This window comes from Mucilaginibacter sp., assembly GCF_036383575.1.
In the GTDB taxonomy this organism is placed as follows: Bacteria; Bacteroidota; Bacteroidia; order Sphingobacteriales; family Sphingobacteriaceae; genus Mucilaginibacter.
The window spans coordinates 1-17,152 of the sequence record NZ_DASVOB010000446.1 but is presented as its reverse complement, the minus strand read 5'-3'; the positions used below and the strand labels follow the sequence as shown (position 1 = coordinate 17,152).

The 17,152-nt window shown below is 42.3% G+C and carries 18 protein-coding genes; 12 read left to right on the top strand and 6 right to left on the bottom strand.

Annotated elements, in window-relative coordinates; all coding sequences use genetic code 11:
* The 5 genes from VF500_RS15855 to VF500_RS15835 all read right to left on the bottom strand — a co-directional run.
* Positions 1-1,075, bottom strand: a 1,075-nt coding sequence (locus tag VF500_RS15855) for a glutaminyl-peptide cyclotransferase (protein WP_330860605.1), incomplete at its 3' end; no start/stop codon positions are given.
* Positions 1,076-1,080: 5 nt separating this feature from the next.
* Positions 1,081-1,449 (bottom strand): YraN family protein, encoded by a 369-nt coding sequence (locus tag VF500_RS15850; protein WP_330860604.1) that lies wholly within the window; start codon positions 1,447-1,449, stop codon positions 1,081-1,083.
* Positions 1,449-3,392, bottom strand: a complete 1,944-nt coding sequence (gene dnaG / locus VF500_RS15845; protein WP_330860603.1) for a DNA primase — start codon at positions 3,390-3,392, stop codon at positions 1,449-1,451. The genes VF500_RS15850 and dnaG overlap by 1 nt, the downstream gene beginning before the upstream one ends.
* A gap of 94 nt (positions 3,393-3,486) precedes the next feature.
* Positions 3,487-3,972, bottom strand: coding sequence for a hypothetical protein (locus tag VF500_RS15840; protein WP_330860602.1), 486 nt, complete (start codon positions 3,970-3,972; stop codon positions 3,487-3,489).
* A gap of 11 nt (positions 3,973-3,983) precedes the next feature.
* On the bottom strand, positions 3,984-4,853 hold the full coding sequence (locus tag VF500_RS15835) for a DMT family transporter (RefSeq protein WP_330860601.1): 870 nt from the start codon (positions 4,851-4,853) through the stop codon (positions 3,984-3,986).
* A 113-nt stretch (positions 4,854-4,966) separates the two neighbouring features.
* Between VF500_RS15835 and VF500_RS15830 the strand changes: the two genes are divergently transcribed.
* From VF500_RS15830 to VF500_RS15810, 5 genes are all read left to right on the top strand, one after another.
* Entirely contained in the window at positions 4,967-5,458 is a 492-nt protein-coding gene (locus tag VF500_RS15830) for a hypothetical protein (RefSeq protein ID WP_330860600.1), read from the top strand.
* 47 nt (positions 5,459-5,505) lie between these two features.
* The gene (locus VF500_RS15825) at positions 5,506-5,715 is read left to right on the top strand and encodes a hypothetical protein (protein WP_330860599.1); all 210 of its coding nucleotides are present in this window, start codon (positions 5,506-5,508) and stop codon (positions 5,713-5,715) included.
* A 208-nt stretch (positions 5,716-5,923) separates the two neighbouring features.
* The gene (gene asnS, locus VF500_RS15820) at positions 5,924-7,363 is read left to right on the top strand and encodes an asparagine--tRNA ligase (RefSeq protein WP_330860597.1); all 1,440 of its coding nucleotides are present in this window, start codon (positions 5,924-5,926) and stop codon (positions 7,361-7,363) included.
* 101 nt (positions 7,364-7,464) lie between these two features.
* Positions 7,465-7,920: an SRPBCC family protein gene (locus tag VF500_RS15815; protein ID WP_330860596.1), complete on the top strand. Its 456-nt coding sequence runs from the start codon at positions 7,465-7,467 to the stop codon at positions 7,918-7,920.
* Positions 7,921-8,150: 230 nt separating this feature from the next.
* Complete coding sequence (locus VF500_RS15810; protein WP_330860595.1) at positions 8,151-8,693, top strand: alpha/beta hydrolase; 543 nt, start codon at positions 8,151-8,153, stop codon at positions 8,691-8,693.
* A 212-nt stretch (positions 8,694-8,905) separates the two neighbouring features.
* Here VF500_RS15810 and VF500_RS15805 read toward each other — a convergent pair whose 3' ends face one another.
* Positions 8,906-9,460 (bottom strand): hypothetical protein, encoded by a 555-nt coding sequence (locus VF500_RS15805; RefSeq protein ID WP_330860594.1) that lies wholly within the window; start codon positions 9,458-9,460, stop codon positions 8,906-8,908.
* Between the two features lie 147 nt (positions 9,461-9,607).
* Between VF500_RS15805 and VF500_RS15800 the strand changes: the two genes are divergently transcribed.
* The 7 genes from VF500_RS15800 to VF500_RS15770 form a co-directional block, all read left to right on the top strand.
* Positions 9,608-10,012, top strand: coding sequence for a methionine-R-sulfoxide reductase (locus VF500_RS15800; protein WP_414688580.1), 405 nt, complete (start codon positions 9,608-9,610; stop codon positions 10,010-10,012).
* 560 nt (positions 10,013-10,572) lie between these two features.
* Positions 10,573-11,547, top strand: a complete 975-nt coding sequence (locus tag VF500_RS15795; RefSeq protein WP_330860592.1) for a ribonucleoside-diphosphate reductase small subunit — start codon at positions 10,573-10,575, stop codon at positions 11,545-11,547.
* Positions 11,548-11,741: 194 nt separating this feature from the next.
* Positions 11,742-14,114, top strand: coding sequence for a ribonucleoside-diphosphate reductase subunit alpha (locus tag VF500_RS15790; protein ID WP_330860591.1), 2,373 nt, complete (start codon positions 11,742-11,744; stop codon positions 14,112-14,114).
* A gap of 190 nt (positions 14,115-14,304) precedes the next feature.
* A complete protein-coding gene (locus VF500_RS15785; protein WP_330860590.1) occupies positions 14,305-14,511 on the top strand; it encodes a cysteine-rich CWC family protein in 207 nt (68 codons plus the stop codon).
* A 145-nt stretch (positions 14,512-14,656) separates the two neighbouring features.
* Complete coding sequence (locus VF500_RS15780; protein WP_330860589.1) at positions 14,657-15,607, top strand: acyltransferase; 951 nt, start codon at positions 14,657-14,659, stop codon at positions 15,605-15,607.
* A gap of 170 nt (positions 15,608-15,777) precedes the next feature.
* Entirely contained in the window at positions 15,778-16,539 is a 762-nt protein-coding gene (locus VF500_RS15775; protein WP_330860588.1) for a hypothetical protein, read from the top strand.
* A gap of 24 nt (positions 16,540-16,563) precedes the next feature.
* A partial coding sequence (locus tag VF500_RS15770) for a hypothetical protein (RefSeq protein ID WP_330860587.1) occupies positions 16,564-17,152 on the top strand: 589 nt, incomplete at its 3' end.

Here is a 17,152-nt window from a genome sequence, read left to right as displayed (position 1 = left end):
ACGGCACCGGCACAAACTTAACCTGGTACAGATGCGGCCATTTTTTGCCGGTTACAAACAGGCGCTGACCTTTTTCATCCCAGGCTATGCCATTTAACACATTGTTATTCCAGTCCCTATCTGGCGGACGGCTTGCCACCGGATAAATCTCTTTCATATCAATCACCTGCTCAACGGCACCGGTTTTAGGATTAATTACCAGTATGTTATCAGTTTGATAAACGTTGGCGTAGATCTTTCCGTTGATATATTCCAGCTCGTTTATCGAATCTATCTGTTGCTTATCGTCACATACATCAACATGTCCTATAGGGCGGTAGGTGTTCTTATCCAGGAACCAAAGCCGATTGGTGCTGTCGTCCATATACAATTTATTGCCATCATAGCACATCCCCCAACCTTCGGGGCCTACATTGTTAGTAAAGTTATTGAGCAGCTTCAAGGTCTTTTTATCGTAAACAAAACCTACTTTCTCTCTATATGTAAGCTGAATTACCTTATCATCAACAACAGCTAAACCCTCACCAAAATACTGGTTATCTAATTTGGTTTGCAGCAAAACTTTGCCGGTATTAAGATCAACCTTGCGGATCGCAGAATGACCAGTATCACCCAAACTTTCATATAAAACGCCATCGATGTATTGTAAACCTTCGGTATAAGCGGCGGTATCATGCGGGAATACTTTTTCAACTTTATAGGTGTACCTGGCAGGGGCTTTTGCCGCCAGTAACAGGATATTGGTTGTTACCTCATTGCTTTTACCACCCTCGTAAACCTTAGCGGTAATCATCCTGATGCCTAAGCCAATGGTATCGGTTTTAAGGCTGATGCCTGCAGTATCCTTACTGGAAGCAATTTTTGCCGAATCGAGCAGGTAAACTACCGAATCAACTTTACTACCAGTTGGGTAGCCTACTTTAATATCAATTTTATCACCGGCTTTGTAATTGGTGCCGGCATCGGGAGTTATGGTATAGTCTGTAGCCGAGCTATCAGATTTATGTTTACAGCCGTAGTAGCCTAAAGTCGTTAGGGCAAGGGCGGCAAAAAATAGTTTTGCTTTGTTATTCATAAGTGTTATGTGGCCGAAGGCCAAAACGCATCTTCTATATGGTTTAGTATATAATTTCCGCTACGGTCAAACAAAATGGCAATGATATCAAACCTAACTTCGCCCTGGTGGTTCATGAGGTAAATGTATTCATCAGCAGCTTCGGCCAGGAGTTTTTGTTTACGGTTATCAACAAAGTCTTCTGGTTCGCCAAAGCCATTGCCCGTGCGGGTTTTTACTTCGGTAAATATAATAACCTTGTCTTTATAAGCAATAATATCAATTTCAGCTTTTCCGAAAGTCCAGTTTTCATCAAGGATCTCGTAGCCTGCTTTTTCGAGGTGTGTTTTGGCTAATGCTTCGCCGGTGCGACCAAGTTCAAGGTGACTGGCCATTATTTAATGATTACGGAGCCTAAAAAGTCGGATATGGATTTTTCAACTTTTTTCATACGCATATACTGGTGAAGCAGTATTTCCTGGTCGGCCTCAGTATCGGCTTTTTGAAGTTGCGTACGCAGGTCTTCCAGCATCTTGCCAACCTTATGTTTTTTTAGGTGGAAGATAGCGCCGAGAATAGTAGCTTTCATATTCACCTGTTCGTCATTCACCGCGATCTTGTGCATTTCGTACCAGTTTTCACTGAGCGAGTATTTGCTGGCCAGCATGTTAATGGTCAAATCAACTATGCCTTTATCCTTATGATGAATAAAATAAGCATCATCCGGCAATACACCGTTTTCTACCTCACGGCGGTAAATTTCTGTGATCTGCTTGCAAACCGGATGGTCAAAGGTCACATCGCTTAACTCGGCTATAATGAACGGGCCTATGTAGGTATTGGCAATACCATCCCAGTCAATCATGCGGCTGCCGTAATGCAGCAGCAAACGCACTATTTCCTTTTCCTGGAAAGCATCATCCTTAACAACCGGAGGCTCCAACTCAACAGGCTCATCAAAAAAGTGAGGCTCATCCGGCATTTCGGCATACCTGTTGTTTTGCTGTTGGCGCTGCTGTTCTTCCTTTTTTGCTTTAGTCGCGCGCATTTTGTTGAGCTCGGATAAAAGGGCGCGCTCATCTATCTGCAACAAACCGCTGCACTCTTTTATAAATACCGATGCTTTAATGCTATCCGGGATCTTGGCGATACTTTCAACCACCTCGCGGATCACGTCGGCTTTCTTTATCGGGTCGTTCCCAACTTCCTTAAGCAGGATCTGGGTTTTATAGAGGATGAAATCTTTCTTATTTTCCTCGATATGCTTTTTGAAAGCACTTGAACCTTTCGACTGTACAAACGAATCCGGGTCATGCCCATCCGGAAACAGCACCACTTTTACATTAAGCCCTTCCTCCAGGATCATATCCAAACCCCGCAGCGAGGCTTTGATCCCTGCCGCATCGCCATCATATAATATGGTGATGTTTTTGGTAAAACGTGATATGAGTTTAATTTGCTCGGTAGTGAGCGATGTGCCTGATGAAGCCACTACGTTTTCAACGCCTGCCTGGTGTACCGAAAGTACATCCGCATAACCTTCTACCAGGTAACAGTTATCCTGCTCACGAATGGCCTTTTTGGCAAAATACAGCCCGTAAAGTACGTTTGATTTATGGTAGATCTCCGACTCGGGCGAGTTAACGTATTTGGCTACGTTTTTATCTTTTTTTAGCGTACGACCACCAAAACCGATTACCCTGCCGGTAAAACTGTGGATCGGGAACATCACCCGCCCACGGTACCTGTCAAACAGCGCGCCGTTATCCCGCTTTACTGACAGGCCGCTTTCAACCAAAAACTGCTCTTTATAGCCGTTCCGGATAGCTGCGCCGGTAAACGCTTCCCATTGATCGGGCGAGTAGCCCAGCTCAAATTTTTTAATAGTATCGGCAGTAAAGCCACGTTCTTTAAAATAACTGAGGCCGATGCTTTGACCTTCCTCCGTATCAAGCATGGTTTCATGAAAAAACTTAGCGGCAAATGCCGATACGATCATGAGGCTTTCCCTACGGAGCTCTTCCTCTCGGTTTTCGGGTGCCTCAACGGTTTCTTCAACCTCGATGCCGTATTTTTTTGCCAACCATTTCAGGGCTTCGGGATAGCTGAACTTTTCCAGCTCCATTAAAAATGTAACCGCCGAACCACCTTTGCCTGTAGAGAAGTCTTTAAAAATACCTTTTGCCGGCGACACCGTGAATGATGGGGTACGCTCATTTGCAAAAGGCGAAAGGCCTACATAATTGGCCCCGCGTTTTTTTAACTGCACAAACTCCCCTATCACCTCCACAATGTCGGTGGCTTCCATAATACGGTCGATAGTGGATTTTTGGATCATGCGTTAAAAATACAAATGTAGGCAAAGATCGCTCGTCGCTCTTAATTCGAAAAGGTTAAAATACGGTTTTGTTTGATAACGAGGGGTTTAAAATTCAAGCGATTCTTGAGGCAAGTGTACCATTCAAAACTTTCAGCAATACCCGGCGGTACATCCCCGTTTCATATTTTATAAAAACCACAAGCAAGAAATAGCCAAGCACCCCAAACATCAAAGGCACCCAATAAAAAGAACTATTCAGGCCGTCATTAAATAGGGTATAAATAAGCATGCATTCAAAAACGAGAACAAACAAAACCGTTATCATACCAGATATTGACGGATTCACTTTTACTGTTATCCTGCTTCCTTTTTCGTGAGTTAAAACATAGCCTTTTATATGCAGCAATGGACTTCTCCTGCCTACGGTTCTTGTTTTCAAATCAAATTGCTCGATTGTTACTATTCCCTCGTAGGCGGGGTATCTTATCTCTGGGGGCCTAACATAATAAGATGTTACGAGAGCTTGCAACCGACTTTCAATTTCCCTTGGCGAAAGCGGACTCATAATATCAAAATCACGATAAGGGTAAAAGTTCATTTAGGTAAAGGTTAAACCGCAACTTCTGCCTTTCGACTCCGCGGCTTTAAGAATGTTACGGCTATCCCAGCCAAAACAATGGCACTGCCAACAATTTCATTAAAACCCAAACGCTCATGAAGCAAAAAAGCAGCAAGCAGACCCGCAAAAACCGTTTGGCTTAGCAAGGCGATGGATACTTTGGTTGATTCAAGGTACCGCAACGAGTAGTTGATGGTGAGCCAACCCGCTAACTGGCAAATAAGCCCCATCCCTATAAAACAAAGCCACACTTTTAATGAAAGATGAACAATATCATTATGCATATATCCATTTATCATTAATAAAAAAATACTGGCGCTAAGCATACTGTAAAACATAAAACTAAAAACATCAATACCGGCCATAATATTTTTGGTGATCATGATGTAGGTAGCATAAAAAAAGCTGGCTAATACGGCCAATAATATGCCGGTATTAAGTTCCATGTGCAGGATATGTTCATAGCCTACCAGTATCACCATACCTGCAATGGCAATGAGTGTACCTATCCAGAATAACAGCCCTGAGCGTTTTTTTAAGAGCAGGAAGCTCATCAGGCCCACCCAAACCGGCGCAAGGTTGGCTATGAGTGTTGAAACGGTGGCGCTGATCTTTAACAGCGAAATATTCCACACGGCAATATCAAGTGCAAATACCATTCCCGCAGCTATAGAGATCAGCAGCTGCTTTCTATCTACCTTAAGTTTTCTTTTGAATATGCAAAATGGCGCAAGGCATATCCAGGCTACAAATACCCGGTAAAATGCCGAGCCAATTGGTGATACCCCGGCAAGCTTCACAAATATCGGCGAAAAAGAGATACATAAAATGCCAATAACAAGGCTCACTCTGGGATTCATAGGGCGGTAAAATTAAATGAGCGGCAAACTTACTGAAAGCCTGCATAATATGCTTTACTTTTAAATACCTTTATATTACCTGTACAATTTGTTAACCTGTCATCAACAAAGTAATGAGATATCCCTGGTTTATGTTAGCCATAGCCGTGATGCTGCTTTTTTCGGCCTGCAAAAAGAAGGACTGCTGCAATTTTCCGGTTGCGCCAGATTTTATGCTCGCGCAAAAAAACGACATCAAATGGGAGGCTGATCCTTCCGGCTCAAACTTATTAGGCGATACTATTACGATATCAGGAAAAACCAATACCGGAAGCGAGGAAGAGCAGGTAGGTTTTAAAATTGTATTTGACGGCTTGGGCTATTATACACTTAAAACAAACGAAAAATTTTACCGCATTACAAAAAACGGGGCCTCATTGGCTGAATACCAGCCCGACCCAACCCATCTGAGCTCAGTAACCATAATTTCGTATAACCAGACCGATAAAATACTACAGGGACTTTTTGAACTCAGGTTTTTGAAAGTTAACGATAACTCTCCTGGAAGCCATCCAAATAAGGTTTTTTTTGGCGAAGGCAAGTTCAAAGTCACACTAAAATATTAATTGTAACAAGTTTATATATTATTCGTATTAGTTGTAAATTTAGCATTATGAAAAAAGTTTTATTTACAGCTGCAGCATTATCATTATTGTTATTTGCAGGCTGCCAGAAAAATGGCGTAGCGCCTAAACAGGATAGCGTTAGTACTAAAAAAAGCATCCTTAATCAGTCGCTAAACAAAAGCAAAGACACAATTATGGTTGGCGGCGCAACGACGAACAAACTTATCCGTGACACCATCATGGTTACAAACAAGTAAGCGTCAAAAAGCAATAGCCGGGAACCCTATATGTTCCCGGCTGTGTTTTTATACAGATTTTCATTTTCCCACTCCCCTACTCTCCCGGCATTTCCCTTCCATACTAACCGGCTGATGTTTTTTAGCTGATGTTTCAAAGTGTGCTTTGATAATTAATTGTATTTTTGCGACTCTAAAAATTATACAGTTTTATACAGAATTACAATTTATGAGTCAGCGAACTAAGATCAAAGCATTGCTGCAAAGCCAGCAAACCGAAATTGATGTAACAGTTAAAGGATGGGTGCGTGCATTCCGTTCAAATCGTTTTATTGCTTTGAATGATGGCTCAACTAATAATAACATCCAAATCGTTGTCGACTTTGAAAATACCGACCCGGCCCTGCTTAAACGCATCACCGTTGGCGCGGCACTAAGTGTTGAAGGTAAGCTCATCGCTTCTTTGGGTAAAGGTCAAACCGTTGAAGTTGTAGCAACCGAAATTGAGATACTGGGAGATTGCGACCCTGAAACATATCCGCTTCAATTAAAAAACAGGCCGAGCCTTGAGTTTTTGCGGGAAAAAGCCCACCTGCGTTTTCGTACAAATACCTTTGGTGCGATATTCAGGGTGCGTAACAGCCTGGCATTCGCGGTGCACCAGTTTTTCCAGGAGCGTGGGTTCGTTTACCTGCACACTCCAATAATTACTGCTTCAGATGCTGAGGGTGCGGGCGAAACATTTCATGTCACCAACTTCGATCTGGATAATATCCCAAAAACTGACACAGGCGAGATAGATTTCAAAGAGGACTTTTTTGGTCGTGCCACTAACTTAACCGTATCCGGCCAGCTGGAAGGTGAGCTTGGCGCTATGGCCCTGAGCGACATTTATACCTTCGGTCCAACTTTCCGTGCCGAAAATTCAAACACTACACGCCACCTGGCCGAGTTTTGGATGATCGAACCTGAAGTTGCCTTTAACGACCTTATTGATAACATGGACCTTGCCGAGGACATGCTGAAATATGTGATCAAATACGCATTGGATAAAAATGCCGATGATATTGAGTTCTTAACCCAGCGTTTAACCGAGGAGGAAAAGTCAAAGCCACAAAACGAACGCTCGGAAATGACGCTGCTTGAAAAACTGCAGTTTTGCTTAACTAACGATTTTGAGCGTCTTACTTATACCGAGGCTATCGACATCCTGAAGGAATCGACCCCGAACAAAAAGAAAAAATTTGTTTACCCTATTGAGGGCTGGGGTACCGATCTGCAAAGCGAGCATGAGCGCTACCTGGTTGAAAAACACTTTAAAAAACCGGTGATCCTGACAGATTATCCTAAGGAGATCAAAGCGTTTTACATGCGCCAAAACGATGACGGCAAAACCGTGCGCGCTATGGATATCCTGTTCCCTGGTATTGGTGAAATTGTAGGCGGCTCGCAACGTGAAGAGCGTTTAGACAAGCTTGAACAGCGCATGAACGAAATGGGCATCCCTACCGAAGAACTTTGGTGGTACCTGGATACCCGCCGTTTCGGCTCTTGTCCGCATGCCGGCTTTGGTTTAGGGTTTGAGCGCCTGGTGCTGTTTGTTACCGGTATGGGCAACATCCGTGATGTGATCCCTTTCCCAAGGTTTCCTAAGAACGCGGAATTTTAACCGTTGATTGCTTTTTGATTTTTATGATTACGCTGATTATTTGAAAAGCGTAATACTATATTTAGGCTGTTGTTATGCAACAGCCTATTTTTTTATACCATATGCCGTCACAAATCCTACTTGCTACCCATATTAACGCCCCGGTCGAAAAAGTTTTTGATATAGCCCGCAATATCGATGTGCACGTAGAATCGACCAAACATACCGGAGAGCAGGCCATTGCCGGGCGAACAAGCGGTCTGATCGAGCTTGGTGAAACCGTTACCTGGAGGGCCAAACATTTCGGTATTTGGCAAAACCTTACCTCAAAGATCACCGAAATGGAATATCCAAATTACTTTACCGATATCCAGATTGGGGGTGCCTTCAAAAGCTTTACCCATGAGCATTATTTTTATCCCATCCTTAACCAAACCATGATGCGGGATATTTTCACGTTCGAATCACCCGGGGGAATATTGGGCGATGCCGTGAACTACCTGTTTTTATCAAAGTATATGACGAGGCTGCTATTGAAGCGAAATCAAGTAATCAAAGAATTAGCCGAAAGCAAATAAACATTAACTACCGCGGGCTTCCAGCCCGTGGGAACAACAGTGTAAGCTTCCAGCTTACATTAGTTCAGCTGAAAGCTGAAACCATGCTTACCCACGGGCTGAAAGCCCGCGGCAGTTAATAAGTAAACTAATAGCCTCCTAAACGAAACCGCAAAATACATTGAATAGCTGTTCCGGAATCTATATATTGAGCCTTCAATTATTAATGTATTTAGCTTCCTATTGAAATCATGACTTTTAATTCTGACATTCTTATACATCCTGGGCTGGGCAATTCAGGCCCGCAGCATTGGCAAAGCATTTGGGAAAAGCGCTTTAACTTCACCCGTATTGAACAACAGGACTGGGAAACACCTGTTTGTGCAGACTGGATAAAAACCTTAAACGAATATGTAAACCGGTACGATCCCGCAAATGTGATACTGGTTGGCCATAGCCTTGCCTGTGCCACAATAGCCTACTGGGCTAAACAATATAATATCAGCATAAAAGGAGCGCTGTTAGTAGCCCCCAGCGATACCGAGGCGGATAGCTACCCATCAGGCACAAGTGGCTTTGCGCCTGTCCCTTTAACCAGGCTACCATTCAAGTCAATAACCGTAATTAGTAATAACGATTTCTACGTAAGCCCGGAACGTGCCCGGTTATTTGCAGACAGCTGGGGAAGCGAGATAGTAGACATAGGCGCTGCCGGCCATATCAATGTATCAGCAGGCTATGGCGAATGGGATGCAGGCCTTGAGCTGTTGAAAAAGCTGGACGCGGGACATTGAACTCCTCCTCTACCGCGGGCTTCCAGCCCGTGAGCATTACCGGGTAAGCTTTCTGCTTACATCCCTTCAGCTGAAAGCTGAAAGCTGAAAGCATGCTTTACCACGGGCTGAAAGCCCGCGGTAATTGTTATTATTTAAAAAGAATGAATCAATTAAGGCATTAACTGAAGTCCATAATAGTAATCTATCACCGGCTTTCACCCCAAGGCAAATCATCCAAGGCCGTTTACTGAAAAACTTATTACCTTTTTAGTTTTCAGATTCATTTTCACCTGAAAGTAACAATTCCCTCCATCCATTACCAAGATAAAGCGCTGCTTCCAATCTTTATTGTTTTCCAAACTACATAAACAGTTTAAATATACTTCCTGCCCCCCTTTCTCATCCGCAGCTGCTAATACCTGTTTATAGTATTTGTCTGGGTGCTTCACTAAAACATAGCTTCCTTCTTTTTTATGATCATCAACTGCCTTGGTCAAAATACTATCAATCTCTACAAAATCGGCGTTCGTTAATTGTACGAAGCGATAACTTTTTCCAAAGAAGATGTTTATTGCCTCTTTATCTTCCGGTAACACCGCATATTTAGACATATCAACCGGATGAAGCTTTTGATATTCAAATAACGATTTGGACTTGCTGATTGGATTTAAAGATTGCAGCAAAAGGAACAAGGATAAAACAGCTACGCGCATGATTAAAAGATTATAGGTTTTATTTAGTGTTAAACGCAAATTGCGCATTTTTATTTGAACGGTTAAAGCCATACTTATTGGGGATTGAGACAAGTGAAGGAGACTTGTCTCTCCCGTCAAACCAATGTAAACATCAACCCGGGAAACATTTTATCCCCCTAATTTGTCGTATCTTTATATAGATAAAAAGCCGAATAAAGTTATCGAATCGGTGAAATCATCAAAAATCTGTGTAATCCCAACAAAAAAAATATGGAATATAATCAATTAACGCCCGATGAAGAAAGGGTAATATTATACAAAGGCACCGAAAGGCCATTTACCGGTTCTTTGCTGAATAACAAGGCACAGGGTTTATATGTTTGTAAACGCTGCGATGCACCACTGTACCGGTCGGAAGATAAGTTTGAGTCGTTTTGCGGCTGGCCAAGCTTTGACGATGAAATTGAAGGAGCTGTACGCCGCGAGGTTGATGCCGACGGTCGCAGGGTGGAGATCCTTTGTGCAAATTGCGGCGCGCACCTGGGCCACGTGTTTGAAGGCGAGTACATGACCGCTAAAAATACCCGTCATTGTGTAAATTCAGTGTCGATGAAATTTGTTCCGATTGAGGAAGCAAAATAAATCGTAAAACTTTGAGGAATACGCCCGTAAGTTGATGACTTACGGGCGTATTTGTTTTCCACATGCCTGCCTATAGTGGTCTTTTAACTGAGCATTTAGATATTGATACCGGTGCAAAGCAAAAGCATTTCGTTATTGGCAATAATTGTCGGTGTTAAGTCAAGTAATTTATAATGTTAAATTATCGTAATCCGCAAGTATAAAGGCCTCCAAATTTCAATCAAATTTTTAATCGACTGTTTTCAAGTCCATTAATTTTTCATCAATATAACAAGTGCCGCTAAAGTGTGGATAACTCGGGTGTTTGTGAAAAACTATCATTCACAACTACACATCTCAAACATTAACTTTGCTCTACAAGGTAATAAAAAAGTATTCGGCCGACAGCCTGATGCACTCGTCATCCTCTAATTAAACACTTGGCTGTCAGAAAGTTACAAAATACAATTGCCAAAGGGCAACCTAAAGGCATCAAAATTTAAAGCTTTATTGAAAAGTAAGGCTCGCTTTCGTGTCTGAATACGTGATTGAAGGAAAAAATTAAAAAAAGGTAGATCTCTATGAGTTTGGAAAACGAATTATTACTACGGGAAAACAAGGACCGGTTTGTTATCCTTCCCATCAAGTATCCCGCCATTTGGGAGATGTATAAAAAAGCGGAGGCCAGTTTCTGGACCGCCGAAGAGATCGACCTTTCGGACGACCTTAAACATTGGGAAAATCTTAATTCGGGTGAAAAACATTTCATTTCACACATCCTTGCATTTTTTGCTGCAAGTGACGGTATCGTGAACGAAAACCTGGCGGTAAACTTCATGAGCGAAGTTCAATTACCCGAAGCACGCTGCTTTTATGGTTTCCAGATCATGATGGAAAACATCCACTCTGAAACCTATGCACTGCTTATAGATACCTATGTAAAAGATCCAACCGAAAAAGACCGCCTTTTCCACGCCATTGAAACTGTACCATGTGTGGGCAAAAAAGCAGAGTGGGCATTAAAATGGATCAACAACGGCAATTTTGCCGAGCGTTTGGTAGCTTTCGCAGCTGTAGAAGGGATCTTCTTCTCCGGTAGTTTCTGCTCTATATTCTGGCTTAAAAAACGTGGCCTGATGCCAGGCCTGACATTTAGCAATGAGCTGATCTCGCGCGATGAAGGTTCGCACTGCGAATTTGCCTGCTTATTATACGGCATGCTTGAAAACAAACTGCCACAGGAACAGGTTACCAAGATCATTACCGACGCGGTTGAAATTGAAAAAGAATTTGTAACCGATGCACTGCCGGTTAACCTGATAGGCATGAACGCCAAATTGATGAGCCAGTACATTGAATTTGTGGCCGACAGATGGTTGAGCGAGCTTGGTTACGATAAGTTTTATGGCGCAACCAACCCGTTTGATTTCATGGAAATGATATCGCTGCAGGGTAAAACCAACTTTTTTGAAAAGCGCGTAGGCGACTATCAAAAAAGCGGTGTATTAAATGCATCAGCCGAAAGCAAAAGCTTTTCGCTTGATGATGATTTTTAGATTTAGAGATCAGAGGTTGGAGATCAGAGGTTGATGAGAGAGATTAGAGGTTGGAGATCAGAGATTAGTTAGCTGCTTCAATTTCATGTCAATCCTCAAATCAGGAAAATCAGGGTTCAAAAAGAAAATAATCAAATCACAATAATATTAACTAAAAAAAGCTTCGCTTTTAACGGGGCAAAAGGAGGGGGAAAATGTTCGTAGTAAAAAGAGACGGTAGAAGAGAGTCCGTAAAATTTGACAAGATCACCGCACGTATTGAAAAACTGTGCTACGGGTTTCAATTGGTTGACCCTATTGATGTAGCTAAAAAGGTAATTGAAGGTTTATTTGACGGCGTAACCACCTCCGAGCTGGATAACCTGGCTGCCGAAACCGCCGCTTCATTAACCACCAAGCATCCTGATTATGCTTTACTGGCATCACGCATTGCAGTATCAAACCTGCACAAAAACACCATCAAATCGTTTTCTGAAACCATGCGCCTCCTGCATGAATATATTGACAAGAAAACGGGTAAAGATGCATCGCTTATTGCTGATGATGTGTGGGAAGTGATTCAGGAAAATGCAGAGTTGCTTGACAGCACCATCATTTATGACCGCGATTTTGGTTTTGATTACTTCGGTTTTAAAACCCTTGAAAAATCATACCTGTTAAAAATAGACGGTAAAATTGCCGAGCGCCCTCAGCACCTGTTCATGCGTGTATCGGTAGGCATCCACAAACATGACATTGAAAGCGCCATTAAAACATACCATTTAATGAGCGAGCGCTGGTTTACACATGCTACGCCTACCCTGTTCAATGCTGGCACACCGAAACCACAAATGTCGTCATGTTTCCTGTTAACCATGAAAGATGACAGCATTGAAGGTATCTATGATACGCTGAAACAAACTGCCAAAATTTCTCAAAGTGCAGGCGGTATCGGCTTAAGCATCCACAATGTAAGGGCTACAGGTTCATATATCAGCGGTACTAACGGTACCAGCAATGGTATCATCCCAATGCTGCGTGTATTTAACGATACCGCACGTTATGTTGATCAGGGCGGTGGTAAACGTAAAGGTGCTTTCGCTGTTTACTTAGAGCCATGGCATGCCGATATCTTTGAGTTCCTTGATCTGCGTAAAAACCATGGTAAGGAAGAAATGCGTGCCCGCGACTTGTTCTACGCCCTTTGGGTATCTGACCTGTTCATGCAACGCGTTGAAGCTAATGAGGATTGGAGCTTATTCTGTCCGCACGAAGCACCAGGTCTGGCCGATTGCTGGGGTAAGGAATTTGAAGAACTTTACACTAAATATGAAAAAGAAGGCCGTCAGCGCCGTATTGTAAAAGCACAGGAGTTGTGGTTTGCAGTATTAGATGCACAGGTTGAAACCGGTACGCCATACTTATTATATAAAGACGCTGCTAACGGTAAATCAAACCAGCAAAACCTGGGTACCATTAAAAGCTCAAACCTTTGCACCGAGATCATCGAGTATACTGATGCTAACGAAGTAGCTGTTTGTAACCTGGCTTCATTAGCGTTGCCACGTTACATCAATAACGGTGCGTTTGATCATGATAAATTGTATGAAGTAACTTACCAGGCCACCATCAACCTTAACCGGATCATTGATGGTAACTACTACCCGGTTAAAGAAGCTGAGTACTCAAACTTAAGGCACCGCCCTATTGGTTTAGGTGTACAAGGTTTAGCTGATACTTTCATCCAACTGCGTATGCCGTTTGAAAGCGAAGAAGCTAAACAACTAAACATCGAGATCTTTGAAACCATCTACTTTGCAGCTATGACAGCTTCAAAAGATATGGCAATTGCCGATGGCCCTTATGAAACATTCAAAGGATCGCCATTGTCACAAGGTAAATTCCAGTTTGATCTGTGGGGTGTAAAACCAGAAAGCGGTCGTTGGGATTGGGAAAACCTGCGTTTAGATGTTATGAACCATGGTGTACGTAACTCGCTATTAGTTGCGCCGATGCCAACTGCTTCAACATCACAGATATTGGGTAACAACGAATGTTTTGAGCCATATACTTCAAACATTTACACCCGCCGTGTACTGAGCGGTGAGTTCATTGTAGTGAACAAATACCTGCTGCGCGATTTAGTAAACCTTGGTTTGTGGAGCACCAGCATGAAAGATAAGATCATCAGCGCTAACGGTTCAATCCAGGAGATCCCGGAGATCCCTGCTGATATTAAAGCATTGTACAAAACTGTTTGGGAGATCAAAATGCGCAGCATTATTGATATGGCTGCCGACAGGGGCGCATACATTTGTCAATCGCAATCATTGAACCTGTTCATCAACTCGCCAAATGCGTCTAAACTGACTTCAATGCACTTCTACGCATGGAAAAAAGGCTTGAAAACAGGTATGTACTACCTGCGTACACAAGCAGCATCGCAAGCGGTTAAATTCACTGTTGAAAACCAGGGAGGCAAAAACATGGATCCGGTTATCCCAGCCGTTGTTGATGCTGTTGCCGACGAAATTCCTGCAGGCCCAACCTGCTCGATGGAAGAAGGCTGCGTGACTTGTTCTGCTTAAGTCGGAAGTCCGAAGTCGGAAAGTCCGAAAGATGATTTTTAAGCCCATAAACTTCAGTTTATGGGCTTTTTTCGTTTAAGTGTAATTGTACTGACATTACACTTCTATTTTATCAATACCTTTGTTGTTGGCTTCCGCACTTTCCATCTTCCGGACTTGCGGACTTACTGACTTTCGGACTAAATAAAGAATGCACAAACACGAAATTATCCGTTGCGAACGTTGCGAAACACCTTTTGAATGTAAAGCCAATTCATTCACCAAGTGCCAGTGCAGTACCGTGCAGCTTACCCTTAACGAGGTACAGTACGTAAGCGAACTGTATGACGGGTGCCTGTGTGCTAACTGCCTGCTCATTATTCAGCAGGAATACAGGGAAAGCGTGGGGTTGGTTTAATAAACCAATAAAGCTATTCATCAGATAGAATACTAATTTATACCCTTTTATTCTCTGTCCAAAATTGAAGCGCGTTTATTATTCTGCTTTTCAATATAATTCAATATCCTTCCTGATTAAACAAATATTTATCAGATATTCGGGGGTGTTTAAACAACAACCTAAGATAGAAAGTATCGTATTATTAAGGGGACTGGCTGCTTTAGGCGTATGCGCCACCCATTATTATATAATAAATGAAGATACATTTAGCCCTTTGATTAAGCAGCTATTTATGAGCGGCCAACTCGGTGTCTCGATATTTTTTGTAATATCAGGATTTGTGCTTCCCTATTCAATAAGTAAGATCAATTACACTATCGCCGGATTTCCAAATTTCATGCTAAAAAGGCTTCTCCGGATCGAGCCTCCCTATTGGGCCACTATCGCCCTGCTTTTTATATTAGGCATTGTACCCTGGCAAAACTTTGATATCAGGCAATTGGCCGTAAATATATTTCATATCGCACCACTGTTTAAAAATTACAACTGGTATTCGCCTACCTTTTGGACATTATCCATTGAATTTCAATACTACATTTTACTGGGGTTGTTCTTTCCGCTGCTCATGCGATGCAAACCTGCCGTATCTATATTAATAGTCTGCGGCATAAGCGTAATATGTGTATTTGCTAAGCTAAATATACGTGATCTTGTGTTCACCTATTGGTATGATTTTGCTACGGGCTACATCGCGTTTATGTGCATGACCAATAAAATCACAACGCAAACCGCAATAATATATCTTACAGTTTTTTGCGCCATTGTAGCATCGGGAGTTTCCATCCTAACCGGGGCACTGCCTTTTGCTACCGCACTGATCATTCTTTTGTTTAACAAAAAGCCTTACAAGCCATTCCTGTTTTTGGGCAATATCTCCTATTCATTATACCTCACCCATACTATAGTCATATTTTTCTTTCTGAAATTTGCTAAAGCTTATCTATCAAACCAGATGGTTCTTTTCCCCCTGACCATATTATCATGTGTAGGTTTTGCTGCTTTATTTTACACCATAATTGAGAAGCCAGTTCTCTGGCGTTCAAAAAAATTGTAATAAGTAATCCTGATCAATCCTTTTCTATTTCCATCAGCACATACATTATGTGTACTTTGATAAAGAGAAAACATAGGCCTGGTTTAATTTAACATATTCCTTACCAATCAATTTACGTATTGATTTACAGATGATTTACTTAAATTAGCGCTGCAATTTCTATTAAAGGAATGAAAAACCTAAAGTGTATCCCGGCATTATTGTGCTTAGTCTTATTTGTTATAACCGCCTGCCAAAAAAACGGCATACCCAGCGCACCAGCCGGGCAAATTGCTATCAGTAAATTAAAGGTAAAGATCAACGAACCCGACTCAATGCTGCTGGTAGGTGCCGACACCACCAAGGCAGTAACCTGGACTATCAGCCCAACAGGTTCAGACGAACTGCAAACCCATACCATTGGCGCTATTATTAAATTTAGCAAAGCCGGGCAGTATACGGTTAAGGCAAGCAACAGCGATGAAACGTCCAACACGCTTACCGTAACCGTAATAGATTCGGTTTATGCGCCGGTTTACTTTACAGATTTTTCTGCCGGCGAGCAGATCAGTATTACGCCACGGATCATTAAAAGCACAAAATCCGATTCAAGTTATATCGGTTTCACAGCTACAACCAAAAACAGCTATTGCACCAACTCGCACCTGGAGTTTGGTGTTTGGTTCGGTTCTAATCCTCAAGCTTACTTCATCTCGTTTAATGGCATATTTTTTATAACACCCGGATGCGGAGTCGGCAGCCAGCCAGTTACAAGTACTGTTGATTTTAGCTCCTATTTAACGCCCTTAACCCCGGGCACTTATCCGCTTAACATTCTATTTCAAAACATAGGCTACCATGGTACAGTAGAAGTAACCCCAACCCAGGTTATTTTTCATTGGGACAATGCCTCATCGGGCATCATTATTTCGCCAACTACCTTAGCGAGGTAAAACTTTTCAATTGATAAAATCTAAATGAAACCACTCCTTATCCTCTTATTACTATCCACATTTCACCTTGCTTTGTTTGGTCAGCAAATAGACTACTCGCTACCTCCCGACTTTGATAAAACAATCAGCCGGAATGACTATAAAACTATCGCTGATCAGTCGGTTGCCATCGTTTCTAAAAAATACAAAGTTGACAGTGTAAAAAACGGCACTATTATAGTCGGCAACCAGCAGGCTTTTAATTTAGATAACCTGGTAAATAAATGTATTGCCGAAACCGATCATACAAAATGGACATCAATTATTAATGACCATTTTAATGCCCTGTTTAGTTCCATGGATCAGAAAGCCGGCATCGATCTGCACAACTATGAAACCGTTAAGCCTTACCTGAGTATCCGGATCTATCCGGCCGAAACAGTTGAAGCGAGAGGAGGAACGGCATCTTTGATCAGTCGCACCGACTTGGAGGGTACCGTAAGCATGCTCATGCTCGACCTGCCCCAAGCCTTTACCCCGGTATCAAAAACCGATTTTGAAACATGGCATAAAACTGCCGACGAAACATTTAAAGCCGCGTCAGAAAATATAGCGAAACAGCCTATCACCAAAG

Bases quoted from the DNA above. Each gene is read 5' to 3' on its own strand.
- VF500_RS15785 (WP_330860590.1), top strand. From the start codon at position 14,305: ATGCACAAACACGAAATTATCCGTTGCGAACGTTGCGAAACACCTTTT.
- VF500_RS15790 (WP_330860591.1), top strand. From the start codon at position 11,742: ATGTTCGTAGTAAAAAGAGACGGTAGAAGAGAGTCCGTAAAATTTGAC.
- VF500_RS15840 (WP_330860602.1), bottom strand. From the start codon at position 3,972: ATGAACTTTTACCCTTATCGTGATTTTGATATTATGAGTCCGCTTTCG.
- VF500_RS15810 (WP_330860595.1), top strand. From the start codon at position 8,151: ATGACTTTTAATTCTGACATTCTTATACATCCTGGGCTGGGCAATTCA.
- VF500_RS15835 (WP_330860601.1), bottom strand. From the start codon at position 4,853: ATGAATCCCAGAGTGAGCCTTGTTATTGGCATTTTATGTATCTCTTTT.
- asnS (WP_330860597.1), top strand. From the start codon at position 5,924: ATGAGTCAGCGAACTAAGATCAAAGCATTGCTGCAAAGCCAGCAAACC.
- VF500_RS15850 (WP_330860604.1), bottom strand. From the start codon at position 1,449: ATGGCCAGTCACCTTGAACTTGGTCGCACCGGCGAAGCATTAGCCAAA.
- VF500_RS15775 (WP_330860588.1), top strand. From the start codon at position 15,778: ATGAAAAACCTAAAGTGTATCCCGGCATTATTGTGCTTAGTCTTATTT.
- VF500_RS15830 (WP_330860600.1), top strand. From the start codon at position 4,967: ATGAGATATCCCTGGTTTATGTTAGCCATAGCCGTGATGCTGCTTTTT.
- VF500_RS15825 (WP_330860599.1), top strand. From the start codon at position 5,506: ATGAAAAAAGTTTTATTTACAGCTGCAGCATTATCATTATTGTTATTT.
- VF500_RS15805 (WP_330860594.1), bottom strand. From the start codon at position 9,460: ATGGCTTTAACCGTTCAAATAAAAATGCGCAATTTGCGTTTAACACTA.
- VF500_RS15795 (WP_330860592.1), top strand. From the start codon at position 10,573: ATGAGTTTGGAAAACGAATTATTACTACGGGAAAACAAGGACCGGTTT.
- dnaG (WP_330860603.1), bottom strand. From the start codon at position 3,392: ATGATCCAAAAATCCACTATCGACCGTATTATGGAAGCCACCGACATT.
- VF500_RS15815 (WP_330860596.1), top strand. From the start codon at position 7,465: ATGCCGTCACAAATCCTACTTGCTACCCATATTAACGCCCCGGTCGAA.